A 16,438-nucleotide genomic window follows, 5' to 3' on the forward strand; every position below is an offset into this window, starting at 1 on the left:
AGAGGACACCGACATGAACCGTTTCGCACACCGTGGTTTGCTGACGTTCTGCCTGTTGGCGGCCGGTATCGGTCAGGCCCTGGCGCACTCGGCGGACGAACACGCCGGGCACGACATGCCCGCCAAGCCCGCCACTTCCGAAAGTGCCCAGGTCAAGTTCGCCGATGTGGCGCTGGTGGACCAGAACGGCAAATCGGTGCGCCTGGAAAAGGACCTGATCAGCAACAAAATCGTGGTCATGAGCTTCATCTACACCAGTTGCACCACGGTGTGCCCGGTGGTGTCCTCAATCATGGGCAAGGTGCAAAAACAACTGGGTGCGCGGGTCGGTGGGGAGGTGCAACTGGTGTCGATCAGCGTCGACCCGCAGCGCGACGACGCCAAACGCCTGAACGACTACGCCCGCAACTTCCAGAACGGTCCGGGCTGGAGCTGGCTGACCGGCAGTTCGCAGTCGATCAGTGAAACCCTCAAGGGCCTGGGCTCGTTCAGTGGCGACTTCAAGAACCATCAGCCATTGATTCTTGTCGGCGATGGCAACAGCCGTCACTGGACACGCTACTACGGCTTCACCGACCCAGCCGTGCTGACCCGTGAAGTCGAGAAGATCAGTGGCCAGCGCAATGCCCACGCCAAACACACCGCCATTGCCATGGAGCAACAGCCATGAGAGCGCTCGCCCTGATCCTCTTCACGATGTGCTTTTGCATTGTCAGCTTGATGGCGTTTGCCCACGAAGGGCACGTAGAGCCTGCGCCGGCGGTGGCCGGCGCACAACCGGCGACCGGCACGCACGATGCGAAAACCTGGTTCACCGACACGCCGCTGCAGGATCAGAACGGCGAAACCCTGCGCTTCTATAGCGATGCGCTGCAAAACCGCGTGGTGCTGCTGAACGTGATTTTCACCAGCTGCAACGATGCCTGTCCGCTGATCACCCGCAAGCTCAAGGAGGTGCGTGAGTTGCTGGGCGACAAGGCGGATGGCATCACTTTTATCTCCCTTACCAGTGATCCGCTGCGCGATACGCCGGCGGTACTCAAGGCTTACACCTTGAAACAGGGCGTCGATGGGCCCCACTGGTTTTTTCTTACCGGCGACAAGTCACAAATGGACCTTGTCCTGAGTCGTATCGGCCAGATCGTGCCGACCCCTGAACAGCATTCCACGCAGTTGATCGTCGGTGACGTGGCGAACAAGCGCTGGAGCAAAATCCGTCCCGATGCCCCGGCCGCCGCCATTGCTCAGCGCTTGCAGTTGCTGACCATGCCCGTGGCCGGTCGTTGAGCGCGCCATGAAAACGTCCCTGGTCCTCGGCCTGCTACTGCTGGGCGGCATTCATTGCACCGCCCATGCCTTAGCGCTCACCCCCAGCGAGAGTGCGGGCAAACGCCTGTACCGCGAGGGGCTGTCCGAGAGCGGTGAACCGGTCATGGCCCGGGTCGGCGCGGCCGACATGATCTTGCCGGCCAGCAGCTTGCCGTGCGCCAACTGCCATGGCGCCGACGGCCAGGGGCGGCCAGAAGGTGGGGTGCGCCCGCCGGACATCAGTTGGTCGCGACTCTCCAGCCGCTATGGCCAGGAGCAAGTCAACGGCCGCGACTATCCGGCCTACACCGAGGGCGCGTTGGCCCGCGCCATTGCCGAAGGTCGCGATTCGGCCAACAACCGGCTCGACCCGGCGATGCCGCGGTTCGTGCTGTCGATGAAAGATCAACGCAACCTCACGGCCTACCTCAAGCGTGTGGCCGATGACCGCGACCCCGGTTTGACCGCCGACAGTTTGCACCTGGGCACCCTGTTGCCCAGTCAGGGACCGCTGGCCGATGAAGGCGCCACGGTCGCGGCGGTGCTCAAGGGCAGCGTGGAACGAATTAATGTAGCGGGCGGCATTCATGGTCGGCAGGTGAGTTTGACCATCCTCGACCCTGGCCCGGACCGCGCCAGTGCAGAACTGGCGCTGGAACAGTTGATCGAACAAGAGCAAGTGTTCGCCCTGATCTCACCGCTGGCCCCGGCGCTGGATGTGGACCTCGCGGCGCGTCTGGAACAGGCGGGGATTCCGCTGATCGGGCCGCTGTCGTTACAAGGCATGGTGCAGGCCAGTCGGCAAATCTTTGAACCGTTGCCGGGGCTGCGCGAACAGCTGATCGCCCTGGCCGACTACGGCACCGCCAATTTGCGCGTGCTCAAGGGGCCGACGCTGATTACCTACCCGGACGAACCGAGCCAGCGGCAAGCGGCGCAGGACCTCGGCCAGTACTTGCAGGATCACGGCTGGCAAGAGGTGCGGTTGCAAGCCTACGACGAGGCACAAGACGAACTGCCGCTGGGTTCGCGCTCGGTGTTTTACCTGGGCAGTGGCCGAGGTTTCAGTCGTCTGGCCGAGCGTTTGCAAAAAGCGGGGCAGGTGCCTTACTTGTTCGCCGCCTCGAATCAGGTGGCCGGTGACGTGTTGCAAATGCCCAGCGGGTTTTCCCGGCGATTGTTTTTGGCCTACCCGTTCGTGCCCAGCGACTGGACGCTGGCCGGGCGTCTGGCGCTGACGCAATTGCGCGAAAACCAGGGGCTGGGCGGTCAGCACGCGGTGCTGCAAGTCGGCGCCTACAGCTCGATGCTGCTGCTCGGCGAAGGCATGAAGCAGGCCGGACGCGACGCCAGCCGCGAGAAGCTCATCAGTGCCCTGGAAGGCTTGCATGATTTCGAAACCGGGTTGACCCCGTTGATCAACTTCGGCCCGGGCCGTCGCCTGGGCTTGAGCGGTGCCCACGTCGTTACGGTGGACTTGCCCGACCAACGCTTCTTTGTGGTTGCACCCTACAAACCCATTGCTGCCATGCCCTGACCGGAGGCCGATCATGAAACTCAACATTGCGCTGATGCTGCTGACACTGTGGGTCCCGGTCGCGTGGTGCAACAACGGCCCGGCCGCCGCGCGGGTCAATGGCGAGGAGATTTCCGAGTTTCGCCTGGAGCGCTATTTCGCCGAATTCCTCGAGGATCAGGGCAGGGCGGTGGGCAACATTCGCAGCCCCAAGGCTTATAAGCAGTTGCGGCAGAAAGCGCTGGATGCCTTGATCGACAAGGAGCTGCTGTGGCAGGAAGCGCTCAAGCGCGGCGTGGTGATCAGCGATGCCGACGTGCAACGCCAGGTTGACCAGACCCGACAAGCCATCGGCGGCCCCGAGGTGTTTGCCCGCCGGCTCCAGGACGCCGGTTTCGATGAAGCCAGTTTCAGCGAATACACCCGCCGTGAGCTGGCGGCCCAGCAAGTCTTTGCCGAGCTGGTCCAGGCCGGGGGAACACCGGATGAAAAACAGGTCCGGGCGTTTTACGAAGAACATCGCGCCGACATGAGCCGGCCCGAAGAAATCCAGGCCCGGCACATCCTGGTCAAAGTGCCACAAGACGCCGATGCCGCCACAGTTGAAGCGGCGCGGCTACGCTTAGTAGAGATGCAAGCGAAAATCAGTAAGGGCGAGGACTTTGCCAGTGTCGCCAAGGCCGGCTCCGAAGATGCTTCGGCCAGTGAGGGTGGGGACCTGGGCTATTTTCCTCGCGGGCGCATGCTGCCCGAGTTCGAAGCGGCGGCCTTCGCCCTGGCGCCGGGGGCCGTCAGCGAACCGGTGCGTACGCCGTTGGGCTGGCATTTGATTTATCTACAGAACCACTTGGAGGCGGCCGATGTCTCAGAAATGCAGGGGCTTGAAATGGTCAGGGCTTACCTTGCCCGACAGCAACAGGCTCAAGCACGTCTGCAAGTTCTGGCGCAGCTTCGATCAAATAATCGAATCGAACGGATTGACGATGATTGATGCTTCACCCCCAAATGTGGGGAAAGCTTCAATGCAAATCCGGGCGCTTCCCCGTCTTTGGGGGACGGGGTTTGCGAGCGAAAAGGTTTTTTCATGAAAATCAAAGCGATGTGTCGATCAAAAAGCGGCACTCAGTCTGGCATGAAGTGTGCGTTAGCCTAATTAAGGCGCGTACTCCCAGGCACGGAATCGGACCTGCGGTTACAAGGAGTCCACCTTGTTGAACAAAATACTGGTTGTTGAAGACGAACAGCTGCTTGCACAAAACCTCCGGGATTATCTGGCGGCGCAAGGGCTGGATGTCCTGGTAGCGAACGACGGTGCAAAGGCCATCGGCGAAGCCGAAAAATTTGCACCCGATGTGATGGTGTTCGATTACCGCTTGCCCGATATGGAAGGCTTTCAGGTGCTCAACGCGGTCCGCCAGAACAGGAATTGTCATTTTGTGCTGATTACCGGGCACCCCACCGCTGAAGTCTGTGAGCGGGCCCGGCAACTGGGAGTCAGCCATATCCTGTTCAAACCGTTTCCATTGGCGGAACTGGCCCGAGCAGTCTGTGACCTTTTAGGGATGAAGCGCGAACCCAAAACGGGCGTGAGCACCTCCGAAGGATTCGTCGAACGACGCCAGAGCAGGATCGAGAGTTTCCCGCTGCAGTTGTACGACGGGAGTTGGGTGCTTGCAGATCGCCGACGAACATCGGCCTCCATGGCGCCAGACGACGAACAACTGCTCACCGGGGAGTAATTGGCGCGACAAGACGTTCCGGCACCCGCCGCGATGACTCGCCGCGCCGACAGGGCTCAAAGCCCCGGGCGTTGGAGAGCATGCCATGGACCGTCTATCCCTTGCCGTCGAACCGGCGTTGTTGGACTGTGTACCGTCTCGTTTTTCCAGTGAGCAACTGGCCCAGGCCCGGGCCCGAGCCACCAGTACCGGCGAACGGGTACTGGAAGCCCTCGGGGTGTTGTGCGAACTGGCTCCGATGCCCTTCATCCAGTGCCTCGGCACCACCCTGCATTATCCGGTGCTCGACACCGACAGCCTGTTCAAGGCCATCCCGGTATTCGACCGGGTCACCCTGGCCCAATGCCTCAAGCGCGAATTCATCCTGCTGCGTCACGAAGATGCGGTCATTGGCGTGTTTGCCGACCCCTTCGATACCTCACGCCTGGCCTGGATCGACGATTGCCTGCACGGTGCGCCGCTGTACCTGGTGCATGCCGACGACCTGAAGGCCTACCTGGCGCGTCACGAAGAAAGCTTTCACGCGGTGGAATCACTCAATGCGCAATCCGACACCGGCGTTGAAATCGACAACCTGCAAAGCCTGTCCCTGACCAGCATCAGCGAAGACGCCAGCGTCGTCGTCAAACTGGTCAACTCGACCCTCTACGACGCCTTGAAAATGCACGCCAGTGACATCCACCTGGGCACCACCGGCAGCGGCCTGGTGATCAAGTACCGGATCGATGGCGTGCTCAACAACATCAGCAAAATCCAGGGCAGCGAATTCGCCGAGCAGGTAATCTCCCGGGTCAAAGTCATGGCCGAACTGGACATCGGCGAAAAACGCGTGCCACAGGACGGTCGCTTCAAGATCGGCATCAGCGGCCGGCAGATCGACTTTCGGGTGTCGATCATGCCGAGCATTTTCGGCGAAGACGCGGTGCTGCGGGTCCTCGACAAACAGGACCTGGCCGATAAAGTCAGCGGCGTGCAATTGCAGGCCCTGGGCTTTGAAGAGGAAACCCTGCGCCAACTGCGGCGCCTGGCCGCCGAACCCTACGGCATGGTGCTGGTGACCGGCCCGACCGGTAGCGGCAAAACCACCACGCTGTACGCGATGATCACCGAGATCAACCATGGCGTGGACAAGATCATCACCATCGAAGACCCGGTGGAATATCAACTGCCGGGCGTGTTGCAAATCCCGGTCAATGAAAAGAAAGGCCTGACCTTCGCCCGAGGCTTGCGCTCGATCCTGCGCCATGACCCGGACAAGATCATGGTCGGTGAAATCCGCGACCCGGACACCGCGCAAATCGCCGTGCAATCGGCACTCACCGGTCACCTGGTGTTCACCACCATCCACGCCAACAACGTGTTCGACGTGATCGGCCGTTTCACCCAAATGGAAATCGACCCCTACAGCCTGGTGTCGGCGCTCAACGCGGTGCTGGCGCAGCGGCTGATCCGCCTGGTCTGCGCCAGTTGCAGCGCGCCGGTCACCCCCACCGACGACGAATTGCTCGCCTCGGGCCTCGACCCAAAAGACGTCGGTCACTACCAATTTGTGCATGGCAAGGGCTGCGGCCACTGCCGGGGCACCGGGTATCGCGGACGCAGCGCGATTGCCGAGCTGCTGCACCTGGACGACGAGCTGCGGCAAATGATTGTCGAGCGCCAACCCATTTCGAAGATCAAGGCCCACGCCTGCAAACGTGGCTTGCGCCTGCTGCGCGAGTCGGCCCTGGAACTGGTGCAACAGGGGCGTACCACGCTCGAGGAGATCAATCGTGTCACTTTTGTCTCGTGATCGGTATATCGCCGTGCTCGGCGCCAGCGGTGTCGGCCTCGGCCAGCGCAAAGGCTGCGACACCCTGTGGCTGGGCAGCGTCGGCTTCATCGACGAAGGCTTCCATGCCTGGGCCGTCGCCCTCGAAACCCTTGACCGTTTGCTCGGCGAACATGCGCAGGCCGGTGCGGAGTTGTGTGTGGTGATCTCCGGGCACTTCAGCCGTTTCTGCCTGGTGCCCTGGAGCGAAGAAATCAGCAGCCCCGACGAACTGCTCGGCTTCGCCCAACTGTGCTTCGAAGACCTTTATGGTGTTCCGACCCAGCCCTGGAACATGGTGCTGTCGGCCGAGCCGGCAGGTTACGACCGGATCGCCACCGCACTGCCGCAAGACTTGCTGACGCGCCTGCGCAGCCTGGTCAGCGGTCGTGGCATGCGCCTGCGTTCGGTGCAGCCGTACCTGATGGCCGCGTTCAACCACTTCGACAAGAGCTTTGAGGGCGGCGACTTTCTGTTTGTGGTCGCCGAGCCGGTGCGCAGCGTGTTGCTGCTGGCGCGGGAAGGGCGTTGGACGGCAGTGCGTTCGGTGGGTAGCAGTGACAGCGACGCGGCACTGACCGCGTTGATCGGCCGTGAAAGCCAATTGCAGGCCTCCACCAGCGAACGGCCGCTCAGCGTCTACCTGCACGCCCCGGCGCGCATCGACTCGCATCCCGACGTGCCAGGCGTGCACTTGCGCACCCTTGAAGAAGACCAGACAGCCGTACGTGACAGTTTGTACGTCATGTCTCGGGCGGTGGCCTGACATGCGCCCGCTGATGCTCGACTTCCAGCCGCGTCGCCGTTCCGGCCCATTGGGCTGGAGCTTGCTGGCCGGTGGCGTGACGCTGGCGCTGGTGTGTTTCTTCTTTCAGCAACACCTCGACGAGGAAGCCTCGCAACAGCAAGGCCACCTGCAACATGCCCAGCGTGCACTCACCGGCGACAACGGCAGCAAATCCACCCTGACCCCGGCCGAAACCCGTGAGCAGGCACAGAACCTGGCCGAAATGCGCAAAGTTTCCCAGCAGCTGCGCCGGCCTTGGGAACGCCTGTTTGCCATGCTCGAAGCCATGCCGCGCGATAACGTCGCGTTGCTGACCCTGACCCCGGATGCGCGCAAAGGCCAGGTGCGCATCAGCGCCGAGGCGCGGGATCTGGAAGCCATGCTCGAATTCCACCAGCGCCTGGAAGCCAGCGACGAGCTGTCCGACGTGTCGCTGCTCAGCCACGAAATCGTCGCCAACGTGCCGGAACACCCGGTGCAATTCAACCTGTCGGCCAGCTGGGAGATCGGCGATGCGAATCCCTAGATTGATCGTCCACGAATACCTGCAAGGCCTGGGCATTCCCGGCCTGGCTGGCATGGCGCTGCTGCTGGTCGCCCTGGTGTATGGCCTGGGCGGCTTGATGCCGGACTGGCAAGCGCTGCAACAGCTGAGCCAGCAGACCCGTGAAGCCGGCGAGTACCTGGCCAAGGTTGAGGACGGCAGCGTCGCCGCCCCGGTGGTGCCGCAGCGTCAACTCGACGATTTCCGCAGCAAACTGCCGTCGCAGCCGCAGGCCACCGTGGCCATTGACAAGATCTACGCGCTGGCCAGCCAGGAACACATCACCCTGTCGCGCGGTGAATATTCATTGGGCATCGACCCCAAGACGCACCTGGCCCGCTACCAGATTCTGCTGCCGGTGCGCGGCAGCTATCCGCAACTGCGGCGCTTCCTGCACGCCTTGCTTGGCCAGTTGCCGGCAGTGGTGGTAGAGGACGTGGAGTTCCAGCGCAAGAAGATCGCCGACACCGACCTGTCCGGGCGGATCCGCATGACCCTTTACCTGTCGAGGTCATGATGAATACCAAACGCGTACTGGGTTGGATGGCGTTCTTCGGCGTGGCCGCGGGATTGGCCTGGGGACCTCAATATTTGCAGAAAACCGATGAGGGCGATGAGTCCGTCGCCGCCTCGACCACCCCGGTCAAAAGCAAAACCGGCACGCTGCCGGCGGCAGCAGCCAATGGCAAACCGGCGGTGATCAAGGACCTCAGCCCGTCCGGTGATTTGTTCACCGCCCGCAGCTGGAAGGTCGCACCGACCCTGGCCAGCGTCACCGAACAACCTGTCAACCAGACCCCGGTGGTCCAAGCCCCCAGCGTACCGCCGATGCCTTTCCAGTTCATTGGCAAGCTGAATGACCGTTCCGACCTGCAAGTGTTTTTGCAGAACGGCGAAAAAATATACGTCGTACGCAAAGGGGATGTGATCGACGAAACCTGGCGGATCGAGCGGATTTCCGATGTGGAACTCAGTTTTGTCTATTTGCCTCTGCATTTGTCCCAGACCTTGTCTGTGGGGAGCGCGCAATGAACACATCCCGTTTGCTGTTGAGTGTCTGCATCGCTGCAGCGCTGGCCGCGTGCAGTTCGGCGCAGCTCGCGAATCAGGAGGCTTCCCAGCTGATCGAGTCGGGGCAATACGAAGCCGGCCTGGCCCGTATCGAGGAAGGGTTGCGTGAAGACCCTCGCGACACCGAACTGCACCTGGCCCTCAACAGCGGACGCGCGCTGGCGGTCACCAATTTGCTGAGCCAAGGCGACATGGCCCGCGCCCAACGTGATTTCCCCTCGGCGCGCATGGCGTACGGTCGAGTACTGAACATCGAGCCGCACAACCGTCGCGCCCAGGACGCGCTGAGCCAGCTCGACTACTTGCGCAGCATGGACGAAAAACTCGAATTGGCCCGTGGCGACCTGCGTCGCGGCGACATCTACGGCGCCGAACGCCAAGTCAAACAGATCCTCGAACTCGACCCCAAGAATGAAGGTGCCCTGGAACTGCAAGGCAACATTCGCCTGGTGCAGAGCCGCAACGTGGTGCCGTATCCACAGCTGCGTACTCGTCTGGATCGTCCGGTGACCCTGGAATTTCGCGACGCCAACCTGAAGACCATTTTCGAAGTGCTGTCCCAGGTGGCGGGTCTGAATTTCATCTTCGACAAGGACCTGCGCCCGGACATGAAAGCCACGATCTTCGTGCGTGACGTGCGCATCGAAGACGCCGTGGAACTGCTGCTGCAACAGAACCAGTTGCACCAGAAAGTGGTGAACGAAAACACCTTGCTGATCTATCCGGACTCGCCGCAGAAGCTCAAGGACTATCAAGAGCTGGTGATGCGCACCTTTTACCTGACCAGCATTGATTCCAACACCGCGCTGAACATGATCAAGACCATGCTCAAGACGCGTGACGTGTTCGTCGATGAGCGCCTCAACACCCTGACCATGCGCGACACCGAAGACGCCGTGCGCATGGCCGAAAAGCTCCTGCAATCGCAAGACCAGTCCAACCCCGAAGTGGTGCTGGAAGTGGAAGTGATGGAGGTCGCCCGTCAACGGATTCTCGACCTTGGCCTGCAATGGCCGAACACCTTCGGCGTGATCAACACCGACGGTTCGCCGGTGACGATCCTCGATCAACTCAAAGGCATCGACTCCAGCCGGATCTCCATCTCGCCGTCGCCGCAAGCCAAGATCAACGCGCAGGACAACGACATCAACACCCTGGCCAGCCCGGTGATTCGCGTCAGCAACCGTGAGCAGGCGCGCATCCACATCGGTCAGCGCGTGCCGATCATCAGTGCAACCTCGGTGCCATCGACCCAAGGGCCGGTGATCACTGAAAGCGTCACCTACCTCGACGTCGGTCTGAAGCTGGAAGTGCAGCCGATCGTGCATTTGAACAATGAAGTGGCGATAAAAATCGCCTTGGAAGTGAGTAACGCCACGCCGCTGGAACCGACCCGCCAGGGCACGATTCCGGTTCAGGTCGACACCCGCAACGCCCAGACCACCCTGCGCCTGCACGACGGCGAAACGCAGATCCTCGCCGGCCTGGTGCGTAACGACCATGGCGCCACGGGCAACAAGATCCCCGGTCTTGGCGACATTCCAGGCCTTGGCCGCTTGTTCGGCAGCAACAAGGACACCGTCGGCAAATCTGAACTGGTGCTGTCGATCACTCCACGGATCGTGCGCAACCTGCCGTACCAGAGCCCGTCGGACATGGAATTCCCCACCGGCACCGAAACCAGCATGCACATCCAGGCGCCGGATCGCCGCGAACCACAGATTCAGAACGAGCACATCGACCGGTCAGTGCCTGGCGTGACCACCGAAGTGACCGTCGGCCGGCCGGTGGCTTCCGCCACCCCTCAAGTCACTGTTGAGAAGCCTTGATCATGAACGCCTCGCAACGCGGTTTTACCTTGATCGAAGTCGTCGTGACGCTGGCCCTGATAGGCCTGCTGGCCGGTATGGCCGCGCCGCTGACCGAGACCGTGGTGCGCCGGGGCAAAGAGCAGGACCTGCGCACCGCGCTGTACCAGATTCGCGACGCCATCGACGCCTACAAGCGCGCCTTTGACGCCGGTTATATCGAGAAGTCGCTGAACAGCAGCGGCTATCCACCCAATCTTCAAGTGCTGGTGGAAGGCGTGCGCGATGTGCGCAGCGCCAAGGGCGCCAAGTTCTACTTTTTGCGTCGCGTGCCCCATGACCCGCTGACGGCAGTCAAGCGTGACGACGAAGGTGGCTGGGGCTTGCGTTCTTATGACAGCTCGGCTCAAAACCCGCGGGAGGGCGAAGACGTCTTTGACGTTTACTCCAAGGCCCGGGGCAAGGGGCTCAACGGCATCGCCTACCGGGAGTGGTGAGCATATGCGTCGGCAAAAGGGCTTTACCCTGTTGGAACTGATGGTGGTCATGGCAATCATCGCGACGCTGATGACCATCGCCTTGCCACGCTATTTCAACAGCCTCGAAACGTCGAAGGAAACCACGCTGCGCCAGAGCCTGTCGGCCATGCGCGAAGCACTGGATCACTACTACGGCGACACCGGGCGTTACCCCGACTCCCTCGATCAACTGATCGAACAGCGTTACCTGCGCAACGCGCCAATGGACCCGATTGCCGAGCGTAAAGACACCTGGGTGCTGGTCGCGCCGCCGGATGGCGTGGCGGGCGGGGTGGCCGATATCAAAAGTGGAGCCACAGGGAGGGCGCGTGATGGCAGCCTTTATTCCGAGTGGTAAACCGGCCGACGAGGCGGGGTTCACCTACCTGGGCGTGCTGTTCCTGATCATGGTGATGGGCATGGGCCTGGCCAGCGCCGGCGAGTTGTGGGCAACCGCCTCGCGCCGCGATCGCGAGCGTCAGTTGCTGTGGGTCGGCACCCAATACGCCCAGGCCCTGCGCAGCTACTACCGCAGTTCGCCAGGCCTGGCGCAGTACCCGAAAGAACTGGCGGACCTGCTGCAGGACGAGCGTTTTCCATCGCCCAAACATCATCTGCGCCAGCTGTACCCGGACCCGATTGGCGGGGGCGAGTGGACGCTGATGCGCGGTTTCGACGGGCGCATCACCGGCCTCAACAGCCCTTCGACGGACACGCCGCTCAAGCAGACAGACTTTCCCAGCCAGTGGTCGGATTTCGCCGGCATGGCCAGCTACAAAGACTGGCAGTTCGTGGCCGAGAAGGCCTTCCTCGACGGCACCTCTGGCCCGCCGAAAGCCCAGTCCGCACGGCCTGAGGCGCTATCGCCATGAACAGACACTGGCTCGCGGCCCTGATCCTCTCGTGCGTGGCGTCCTTCGCCAGCGCCGGCGAAGAGGAGGAAATGCTCGGCTTCATTGTCGATGACACGATCTCGCACATCGGCCACGACTTTTACTACTCGTTCAGTGAACGTCTGCGCGCCACCAGCCCGATGGATTTCAATCTGGTGGTGCGTGAACGACCTTCGGCGCGCTGGGGCAGCCTGGTGACCGTGGAATATCGGCAGCGACTGGTTTATCGGCGTTTCTTGCCGCCGAACACCGTGGACCTCCAGGACGACGCCTATCAGGCCGCCGACGTGGTTCGCGCACAGATAGCCCAGCAGAAGCTGGAGGCCTTGTTGCAAGACACTACGGACCTGGAGAGGGACGAATTATGAAAACGAAAACGTTCTTGCAGTGCACCGGCATTTTACTGGTCGGGCTTGGCAGCGCCAGCCTGGCCCAGGCCACGGAACTGGTGTACACGCCCGTCAACCCTTCGTTCGGCGGCAACCCGTTAAACGGCACCTGGCTGCTCAACAACGCCCAGGCGCAGAACGACTACGACGATCCGGACTTGAAAAACCGCACCGCCATCGCCGGTACCTCGGCACTGGAGCGATTCACCAGTCAGCTGCAATCGCGGTTGCTGGGGCAAGTGCTGGACAACATTTCCTCCGGTAACTCGGGGAGCCTTTCTACCGACGCTTTTATTGTCAACGTTGTCGACGATTCCGGTGCACTGACCATTGAAGTGACGGACCGATCGACCGGTGAAGTGTCGGAAATCCAGGTGAATGGCCTGGCCCCTTAACGGGCTTTGGGTCGATGGGGAGTTAGGGACATGAAAAAAATAATTGCGCTAGGGCTGATGTTGGCAACCTTACAAGGGTGTGGTTTGCGCGAGCCGATGTCGGCCGAGCAGGACACCAAGACCCCGACCCTGACACCACGGGCGTCGACCTATTACGACTTGCTGGCCATGCCTCGACCCAAGGGCCGGTTGATGGCGGTGGTGTACGGTTTCCGTGACCAGACCGGGCAATACAAACCGACCCCGGCCAGTTCGTTTTCAACCAGCGTGACCCAGGGCGCGGCGAGTATGTTGATGGATGCGTTGCAGGCCAGCGGCTGGTTTGTGGTGCTGGAGCGCGAAGGGCTGCAGAACCTGCTGACCGAGCGCAAGATCATTCGTGCTTCGCAGAAGAAGCCCAATACGCCGGTGAATATCCAGGGTGAACTGCCTCCGTTGCAAGCGGCGAACATGATGCTTGAGGGCGGGATCATTGCTTATGACACTAACGTGCGCAGCGGTGGGGAAGGGGCGCGTTATCTGGGGATCGATATTTCCCGGGAGTACCGGGTGGATCAGGTCACGGTGAATTTGCGGGCGGTGGATGTGCGCAGTGGGCAGGTGTTGGCGAACGTGATGACCAGCAAGACGATTTACTCGGTGAGCCGTAGTGCCGGGGTGTTCAAGTTTATCGAGTTCAAGAAGTTGCTCGAGGCTGAAGTTGGTTACACCACGAACGAGCCGGCGCAGTTGTGTGTGTTGTCGGCGATCGAGGCGGCCGTTGGGCATTTGCTGGCGCAGGGGATTGAGCGGCATTTGTGGCAGGTCGCCGGGGATAACACGCCGGATGCCGATGCGACGCTTGACCGGTACCTGACCCAGTCCAAGGTTGATCCGGAGAGTGAGTAAACCGAGGCGGCCTTCGGGCCGACCTGGTTTTCCCCCGAGGTGTACATATCCATTCCTGCGGTAACGGCCACTGGCGGTTTCGCCCTTACGGCGAGGCACTTTTTTCAAACGCCAAAAAAGTACCCAAAAAGGCTCGCCCCGAGCGTCCGGCCCCTCGCTAAGGCTCGGCGTTCCTTCGTTCCGGTATCCATCCGGGGACACTGCCCTCCGGTCTGCTTCGCTACGACCTACATGCAGCGTGTTCGACTGCGTCGAACGGCGCTACGCGCCACTCCCCGGATGCACACCTCCACTCAGCCTCCCGAGGGGGCGGGTGAATCAAAAGCCAGATCAAAAGCTTTCAGGCGAGCTAACGCTCGGCCTGTTGAGTGGTGAGTGGCAACGGCTGTACGCCGATTCAATGTGGGAGCGGGCTTGCTCGCGAAGACGGCCTGACAGCCGACCAATCTCCATCAGATGTACCAAATCAAACTGTGGGAGCTGGCTCGCGATAGCGATCTGACATTCACATTGATGTTGAATGTAAATCCGTCATCGCGAGCAAGCTCGCTCCCACAGGGGATTCGGGGTTTCTTTGATCACGGTGTCGCTGAATTTGCAGCGACGGGCAAAGCCTATCTTCCAGCCTTCCGACACAACAACCGACACCAAGCTTTCAGGCCAGCCCCAATCGAAATGTGGGAGCGAGCCTGCTCGCGAAGGCGACCTCACTACCACCCCATCCCCACCAGGCACACACAAAAAAAACCGCGACCCTCCACCAAGGGCCGCGGTTTTTACGCCTTGCGATTATTGCTGCAACACGGTTGCCGAGTTGGCACTGCCAAACTGCTGCACGGTGGCGGTCTGGCTGACGCCGCTTTGATCAACACTGGCAATGTTGCCGGTGCCACCCTGGGTCACATAGGCCACGTTCATGGTGTCCGCCTGTTTGACGGTGATCATGTTGTCGCTGCCATACAGCTGTGTGGTGTAGGCCTGGTTGCCGCTGCCGGACTGGTCGAACTCGGTGCTGTTGCCAGTACCGTTGCTGCTGCCCTGGGCCAGGTTGGTGGTGCCGCGCTGGTCGGCGATGAGGATGTTGTCGCTGCCGTTCTGGTCGAAATACAGCTCGTTGTAGGAATCAGCCTGGCTGACCTTGGTGGAGTTGCCGGTGCCGGACTGGTTGGTAGTCATGATGTGGCCGGCGCCGTTCTGGGTGAAGTTGGCGACGTTGTTGGTGCCCACCTGATTGACGGTCGCACGCTGGTTGCTGCCAAACTGACCACCCGATTGCGGACCTTTCCAGTTGCTGGCGTAGACCTTGTTGCCGGTACCCACCGAGTTGGCGTTGAGCACATGGCTGTCGCCGCTTTGATAGGTGAAATGTACGTTGCCGGTCCCCGCTTGATACAGCGCGACAGTCGAACCGAGCGATTCGAACTGGTCGGCATAGATCGCGTTGAGGTCGCCGACTTGCAGCACCGTCGCTACGTTGTTTTGGCCGAAGCTCTGGTCGACCACGGTTTCGTTGGTCTGCCCCATCTGATTGATGGTGGTCTGGCTGGCAGTCTGGCTGTCTTGCCAGACTTCGCTGCCGTTGCCATCACCGAGCTGGTTGATGCTGATGGTGCCGCCCAGGCCGTTGCGTTGATCGCCGTAGGCATAGTTATCATTGCCCGACTGGTTGATGTTGATCTGGCCACCCACGTGGAACACCTGTTCGGCGGTGCCGTAGTTGGTGTTGCCGAGCTGGATGATGGACGCGGTGTTTTCCACGCCCAACTGCATCTGTTCGATGTTGGCCTCGTTGTTGTCGCCTTGCTGGAAGGTAGTGCCGGTGGAGCCGTCCTGACTGTCCTGATAGATCAGCGAGAAGTTGCCGTTGCCCAGTTGTTGTTGCAGCGCCTGGCTGGCACCGACGCCAATCGACTGGCTGGCATGGCTGGTGTTGAACGTGCCGACCTGCTGCTGGGTGATGGTGCTGCCGCTGTCATACAGCTGCTCACCGTAGCCGGCGTTGTAGTCACCGACCTGGGTCTGCTCGATAGTGCCGGTGGCGTTGTCCTGCAACGTCGCCGCATCGTTGCCCGATCCAGCCTGTTGCTGGGTGGAGGTGCTGAAACTGGCCGTGGTCTGTTTCACGTTGGCGATGTTGGCATCGCCGTTCTGGTTCTGGATGGACGTGCTGTCGTCGGCCATCGCCTGGGCACTGACGATGACCAGTATGGCGGCGGTGAGGGGCATTAATTTGAACATGATGGAACCTCCAAGTGGTGCAGTGCTTTAGCGATATTGTTTGACGGAGACGCTCATACCGTTACCGGACTGGGTCACGGCGCTGGAGAGCCCCGTGCCGGCCTGGACGATGCTGGCGTCGTTGTTATTGCCGTTCTGGGAAATCTGCGCACGGTTGTGGCTGCCGGTTTGGGTGATCGAGGCATCGTTGCCGGAGCCTTGCTGGTTGATCATTGCCATCAGGTCGTTGCCTTGTTGCAGGATGTAAGCCTCCTGATTGCTGCCCGACTGGACGATATTGCCGAGCAACGACTGGCCGTTCTGTTGCACCAGCGCAATGTTGGCCTGGCCGTTCTGGTCGATCAGCGCGTGCTGGCCAACCGGTGGGGGTAACTCGCCCAGGTCGCCACCGGGACCGAGGTCGTCGTTGTCCATCAAGTCATCGGCGCGCACGCCCGCGCTGCTGCAAAGCAGAAGCAGGCAGAGCAGGGCGGCGGTCGACGTTTTCATGACTGAGTCCTTGGTTGAGGGCTTGCCCCACCGGCCATTGCGGAC

General features: G+C 61.2%; 19 protein-coding genes. 17 read left to right on the forward strand and 2 right to left on the reverse strand.

The genetic code is table 11. The features are described from left to right. Positions 1 to 13 precede the first annotated feature (13 nt). From BK660_RS18940 to BK660_RS19020, 17 genes are all read left to right on the forward strand, one after another. The gene (locus BK660_RS18940) at positions 14 to 670 is read left to right on the forward strand and encodes an SCO family protein (protein WP_123434532.1); all 657 of its coding nucleotides are present in this window, start codon (positions 14 to 16) and stop codon (positions 668 to 670) included. Further along, positions 667 to 1,287: an SCO family protein gene (locus tag BK660_RS18945; protein ID WP_123434533.1), complete on the forward strand. Its 621-nt coding sequence runs from the start codon at positions 667 to 669 to the stop codon at positions 1,285 to 1,287. The genes BK660_RS18940 and BK660_RS18945 overlap by 4 nt, the downstream gene beginning before the upstream one ends. Positions 1,288 to 1,294: 7 nt before the next feature. After that, on the forward strand, positions 1,295 to 2,845 hold the full coding sequence (locus tag BK660_RS18950) for a cytochrome c/ABC transporter substrate-binding protein (RefSeq protein WP_123434534.1): 1,551 nt from the start codon (positions 1,295 to 1,297) through the stop codon (positions 2,843 to 2,845). Positions 2,846 to 2,858: 13 nt separating this feature from the next. After that, positions 2,859 to 3,815 carry a peptidylprolyl isomerase gene (locus tag BK660_RS18955; protein WP_123434535.1) on the forward strand — a complete coding sequence of 319 codons (957 nt, stop codon included), beginning with the start codon at positions 2,859 to 2,861 and terminating at the stop codon, positions 3,813 to 3,815. Between the two features lie 217 nt (positions 3,816 to 4,032). Continuing rightward, the gene (locus BK660_RS18960) at positions 4,033 to 4,563 is read left to right on the forward strand and encodes a response regulator (RefSeq protein WP_123434536.1); all 531 of its coding nucleotides are present in this window, start codon (positions 4,033 to 4,035) and stop codon (positions 4,561 to 4,563) included. A gap of 85 nt (positions 4,564 to 4,648) precedes the next feature. Next, entirely contained in the window at positions 4,649 to 6,355 is a 1,707-nt protein-coding gene (locus tag BK660_RS18965) for a GspE/PulE family protein (RefSeq protein WP_123434537.1), read from the forward strand. Next, positions 6,336 to 7,139, forward strand: a complete 804-nt coding sequence (locus BK660_RS18970; protein WP_123434538.1) for a hypothetical protein — start codon at positions 6,336 to 6,338, stop codon at positions 7,137 to 7,139. The genes BK660_RS18965 and BK660_RS18970 overlap by 20 nt, the downstream gene beginning before the upstream one ends. 1 nt (position 7,140) lies before the next feature. Further along, on the forward strand, positions 7,141 to 7,686 hold the full coding sequence (locus tag BK660_RS18975; protein WP_123434539.1) for a PilN domain-containing protein: 546 nt from the start codon (positions 7,141 to 7,143) through the stop codon (positions 7,684 to 7,686). Next, entirely contained in the window at positions 7,673 to 8,221 is a 549-nt protein-coding gene (locus BK660_RS18980; protein ID WP_123434540.1) for a GspMb/PilO family protein, read from the forward strand. Before BK660_RS18975 ends, BK660_RS18980 begins: the two co-directional genes overlap by 14 nt. Further along, a complete protein-coding gene (locus tag BK660_RS18985) occupies positions 8,221 to 8,736 on the forward strand; it encodes a hypothetical protein (RefSeq protein ID WP_123434541.1) in 516 nt (171 codons plus the stop codon). The genes BK660_RS18980 and BK660_RS18985 overlap by 1 nt, the downstream gene beginning before the upstream one ends. Beyond that, a complete protein-coding gene (locus tag BK660_RS18990) occupies positions 8,733 to 10,604 on the forward strand; it encodes a secretin N-terminal domain-containing protein (RefSeq protein WP_123434542.1) in 1,872 nt (623 codons plus the stop codon). Before BK660_RS18985 ends, BK660_RS18990 begins: the two co-directional genes overlap by 4 nt. Positions 10,605 to 10,606: 2 nt before the next feature. Beyond that, positions 10,607 to 11,080, forward strand: a complete 474-nt coding sequence (locus BK660_RS18995; protein ID WP_123434543.1) for a type II secretion system protein — start codon at positions 10,607 to 10,609, stop codon at positions 11,078 to 11,080. A gap of 4 nt (positions 11,081 to 11,084) precedes the next feature. Then, positions 11,085 to 11,459: a type II secretion system protein gene (locus tag BK660_RS19000; protein WP_027921386.1), complete on the forward strand. Its 375-nt coding sequence runs from the start codon at positions 11,085 to 11,087 to the stop codon at positions 11,457 to 11,459. Continuing rightward, complete coding sequence (locus BK660_RS19005) at positions 11,434 to 11,973, forward strand: type II secretion system protein (RefSeq protein WP_123434544.1); 540 nt, start codon at positions 11,434 to 11,436, stop codon at positions 11,971 to 11,973. The genes BK660_RS19000 and BK660_RS19005 overlap by 26 nt, the downstream gene beginning before the upstream one ends. Then, on the forward strand, positions 11,970 to 12,362 hold the full coding sequence (gene csgE, locus BK660_RS19010; protein WP_123434545.1) for a curli production assembly/transport protein CsgE: 393 nt from the start codon (positions 11,970 to 11,972) through the stop codon (positions 12,360 to 12,362). Before BK660_RS19005 ends, csgE begins: the two co-directional genes overlap by 4 nt. Next, positions 12,359 to 12,778, forward strand: a complete 420-nt coding sequence (locus BK660_RS19015) for a curli assembly protein CsgF (protein ID WP_123434546.1) — start codon at positions 12,359 to 12,361, stop codon at positions 12,776 to 12,778. Before csgE ends, BK660_RS19015 begins: the two co-directional genes overlap by 4 nt. 30 nt (positions 12,779 to 12,808) lie before the next feature. Continuing rightward, positions 12,809 to 13,666 (forward strand): CsgG/HfaB family protein, encoded by an 858-nt coding sequence (locus tag BK660_RS19020; RefSeq protein WP_027921382.1) that lies wholly within the window; start codon positions 12,809 to 12,811, stop codon positions 13,664 to 13,666. 789 nt (positions 13,667 to 14,455) lie between these two features. Here the strand turns inward: BK660_RS19020 and BK660_RS19030 are convergent. After that, the gene (locus BK660_RS19030) at positions 14,456 to 15,904 is read right to left on the reverse strand and encodes a curlin (RefSeq protein ID WP_123434548.1); all 1,449 of its coding nucleotides are present in this window, start codon (positions 15,902 to 15,904) and stop codon (positions 14,456 to 14,458) included. 27 nt (positions 15,905 to 15,931) lie between these two features. Beyond that, entirely contained in the window at positions 15,932 to 16,393 is a 462-nt protein-coding gene (locus BK660_RS19035) for a curlin (protein ID WP_123434549.1), read from the reverse strand. Positions 16,394 to 16,438: the final 45 nt, after the last annotated feature.

Origin of the sequence: Pseudomonas brassicacearum (genome assembly GCF_003732265.1) — a bacterium.
GTDB lineage: Bacteria > Pseudomonadota > Gammaproteobacteria > Pseudomonadales > Pseudomonadaceae > Aquipseudomonas > Aquipseudomonas brassicacearum_D.

Excerpts from the sequence above, each read along its gene's own strand:
- BK660_RS19015 (WP_123434546.1), top strand. The coding sequence starts at position 12,359 with ATGAAAACGAAAACGTTCTTGCAGTGCACCGGCATTTTACTGGTCGGG.
- BK660_RS18985 (WP_123434541.1), top strand. The coding sequence starts at position 8,221 with ATGAATACCAAACGCGTACTGGGTTGGATGGCGTTCTTCGGCGTGGCC.
- BK660_RS18940 (WP_123434532.1), top strand. The coding sequence starts at position 14 with ATGAACCGTTTCGCACACCGTGGTTTGCTGACGTTCTGCCTGTTGGCG.
- BK660_RS19020 (WP_027921382.1), top strand. The coding sequence starts at position 12,809 with ATGAAAAAAATAATTGCGCTAGGGCTGATGTTGGCAACCTTACAAGGG.
- BK660_RS18965 (WP_123434537.1), top strand. The coding sequence starts at position 4,649 with ATGGACCGTCTATCCCTTGCCGTCGAACCGGCGTTGTTGGACTGTGTA.
- BK660_RS18995 (WP_123434543.1), top strand. The coding sequence starts at position 10,607 with ATGAACGCCTCGCAACGCGGTTTTACCTTGATCGAAGTCGTCGTGACG.
- BK660_RS18990 (WP_123434542.1), top strand. The coding sequence starts at position 8,733 with ATGAACACATCCCGTTTGCTGTTGAGTGTCTGCATCGCTGCAGCGCTG.
- BK660_RS18980 (WP_123434540.1), top strand. The coding sequence starts at position 7,673 with ATGCGAATCCCTAGATTGATCGTCCACGAATACCTGCAAGGCCTGGGC.
- BK660_RS18950 (WP_123434534.1), top strand. The coding sequence starts at position 1,295 with ATGAAAACGTCCCTGGTCCTCGGCCTGCTACTGCTGGGCGGCATTCAT.
- csgE (WP_123434545.1), top strand. The coding sequence starts at position 11,970 with ATGAACAGACACTGGCTCGCGGCCCTGATCCTCTCGTGCGTGGCGTCC.
- BK660_RS19035 (WP_123434549.1), bottom strand. The coding sequence starts at position 16,393 with ATGAAAACGTCGACCGCCGCCCTGCTCTGCCTGCTTCTGCTTTGCAGC.
- BK660_RS19000 (WP_027921386.1), top strand. The coding sequence starts at position 11,085 with ATGCGTCGGCAAAAGGGCTTTACCCTGTTGGAACTGATGGTGGTCATG.
- BK660_RS19005 (WP_123434544.1), top strand. The coding sequence starts at position 11,434 with ATGGCAGCCTTTATTCCGAGTGGTAAACCGGCCGACGAGGCGGGGTTC.
- BK660_RS19030 (WP_123434548.1), bottom strand. The coding sequence starts at position 15,904 with ATGTTCAAATTAATGCCCCTCACCGCCGCCATACTGGTCATCGTCAGT.
- BK660_RS18955 (WP_123434535.1), top strand. The coding sequence starts at position 2,859 with ATGAAACTCAACATTGCGCTGATGCTGCTGACACTGTGGGTCCCGGTC.
- BK660_RS18945 (WP_123434533.1), top strand. The coding sequence starts at position 667 with ATGAGAGCGCTCGCCCTGATCCTCTTCACGATGTGCTTTTGCATTGTC.
- BK660_RS18975 (WP_123434539.1), top strand. The coding sequence starts at position 7,141 with ATGCGCCCGCTGATGCTCGACTTCCAGCCGCGTCGCCGTTCCGGCCCA.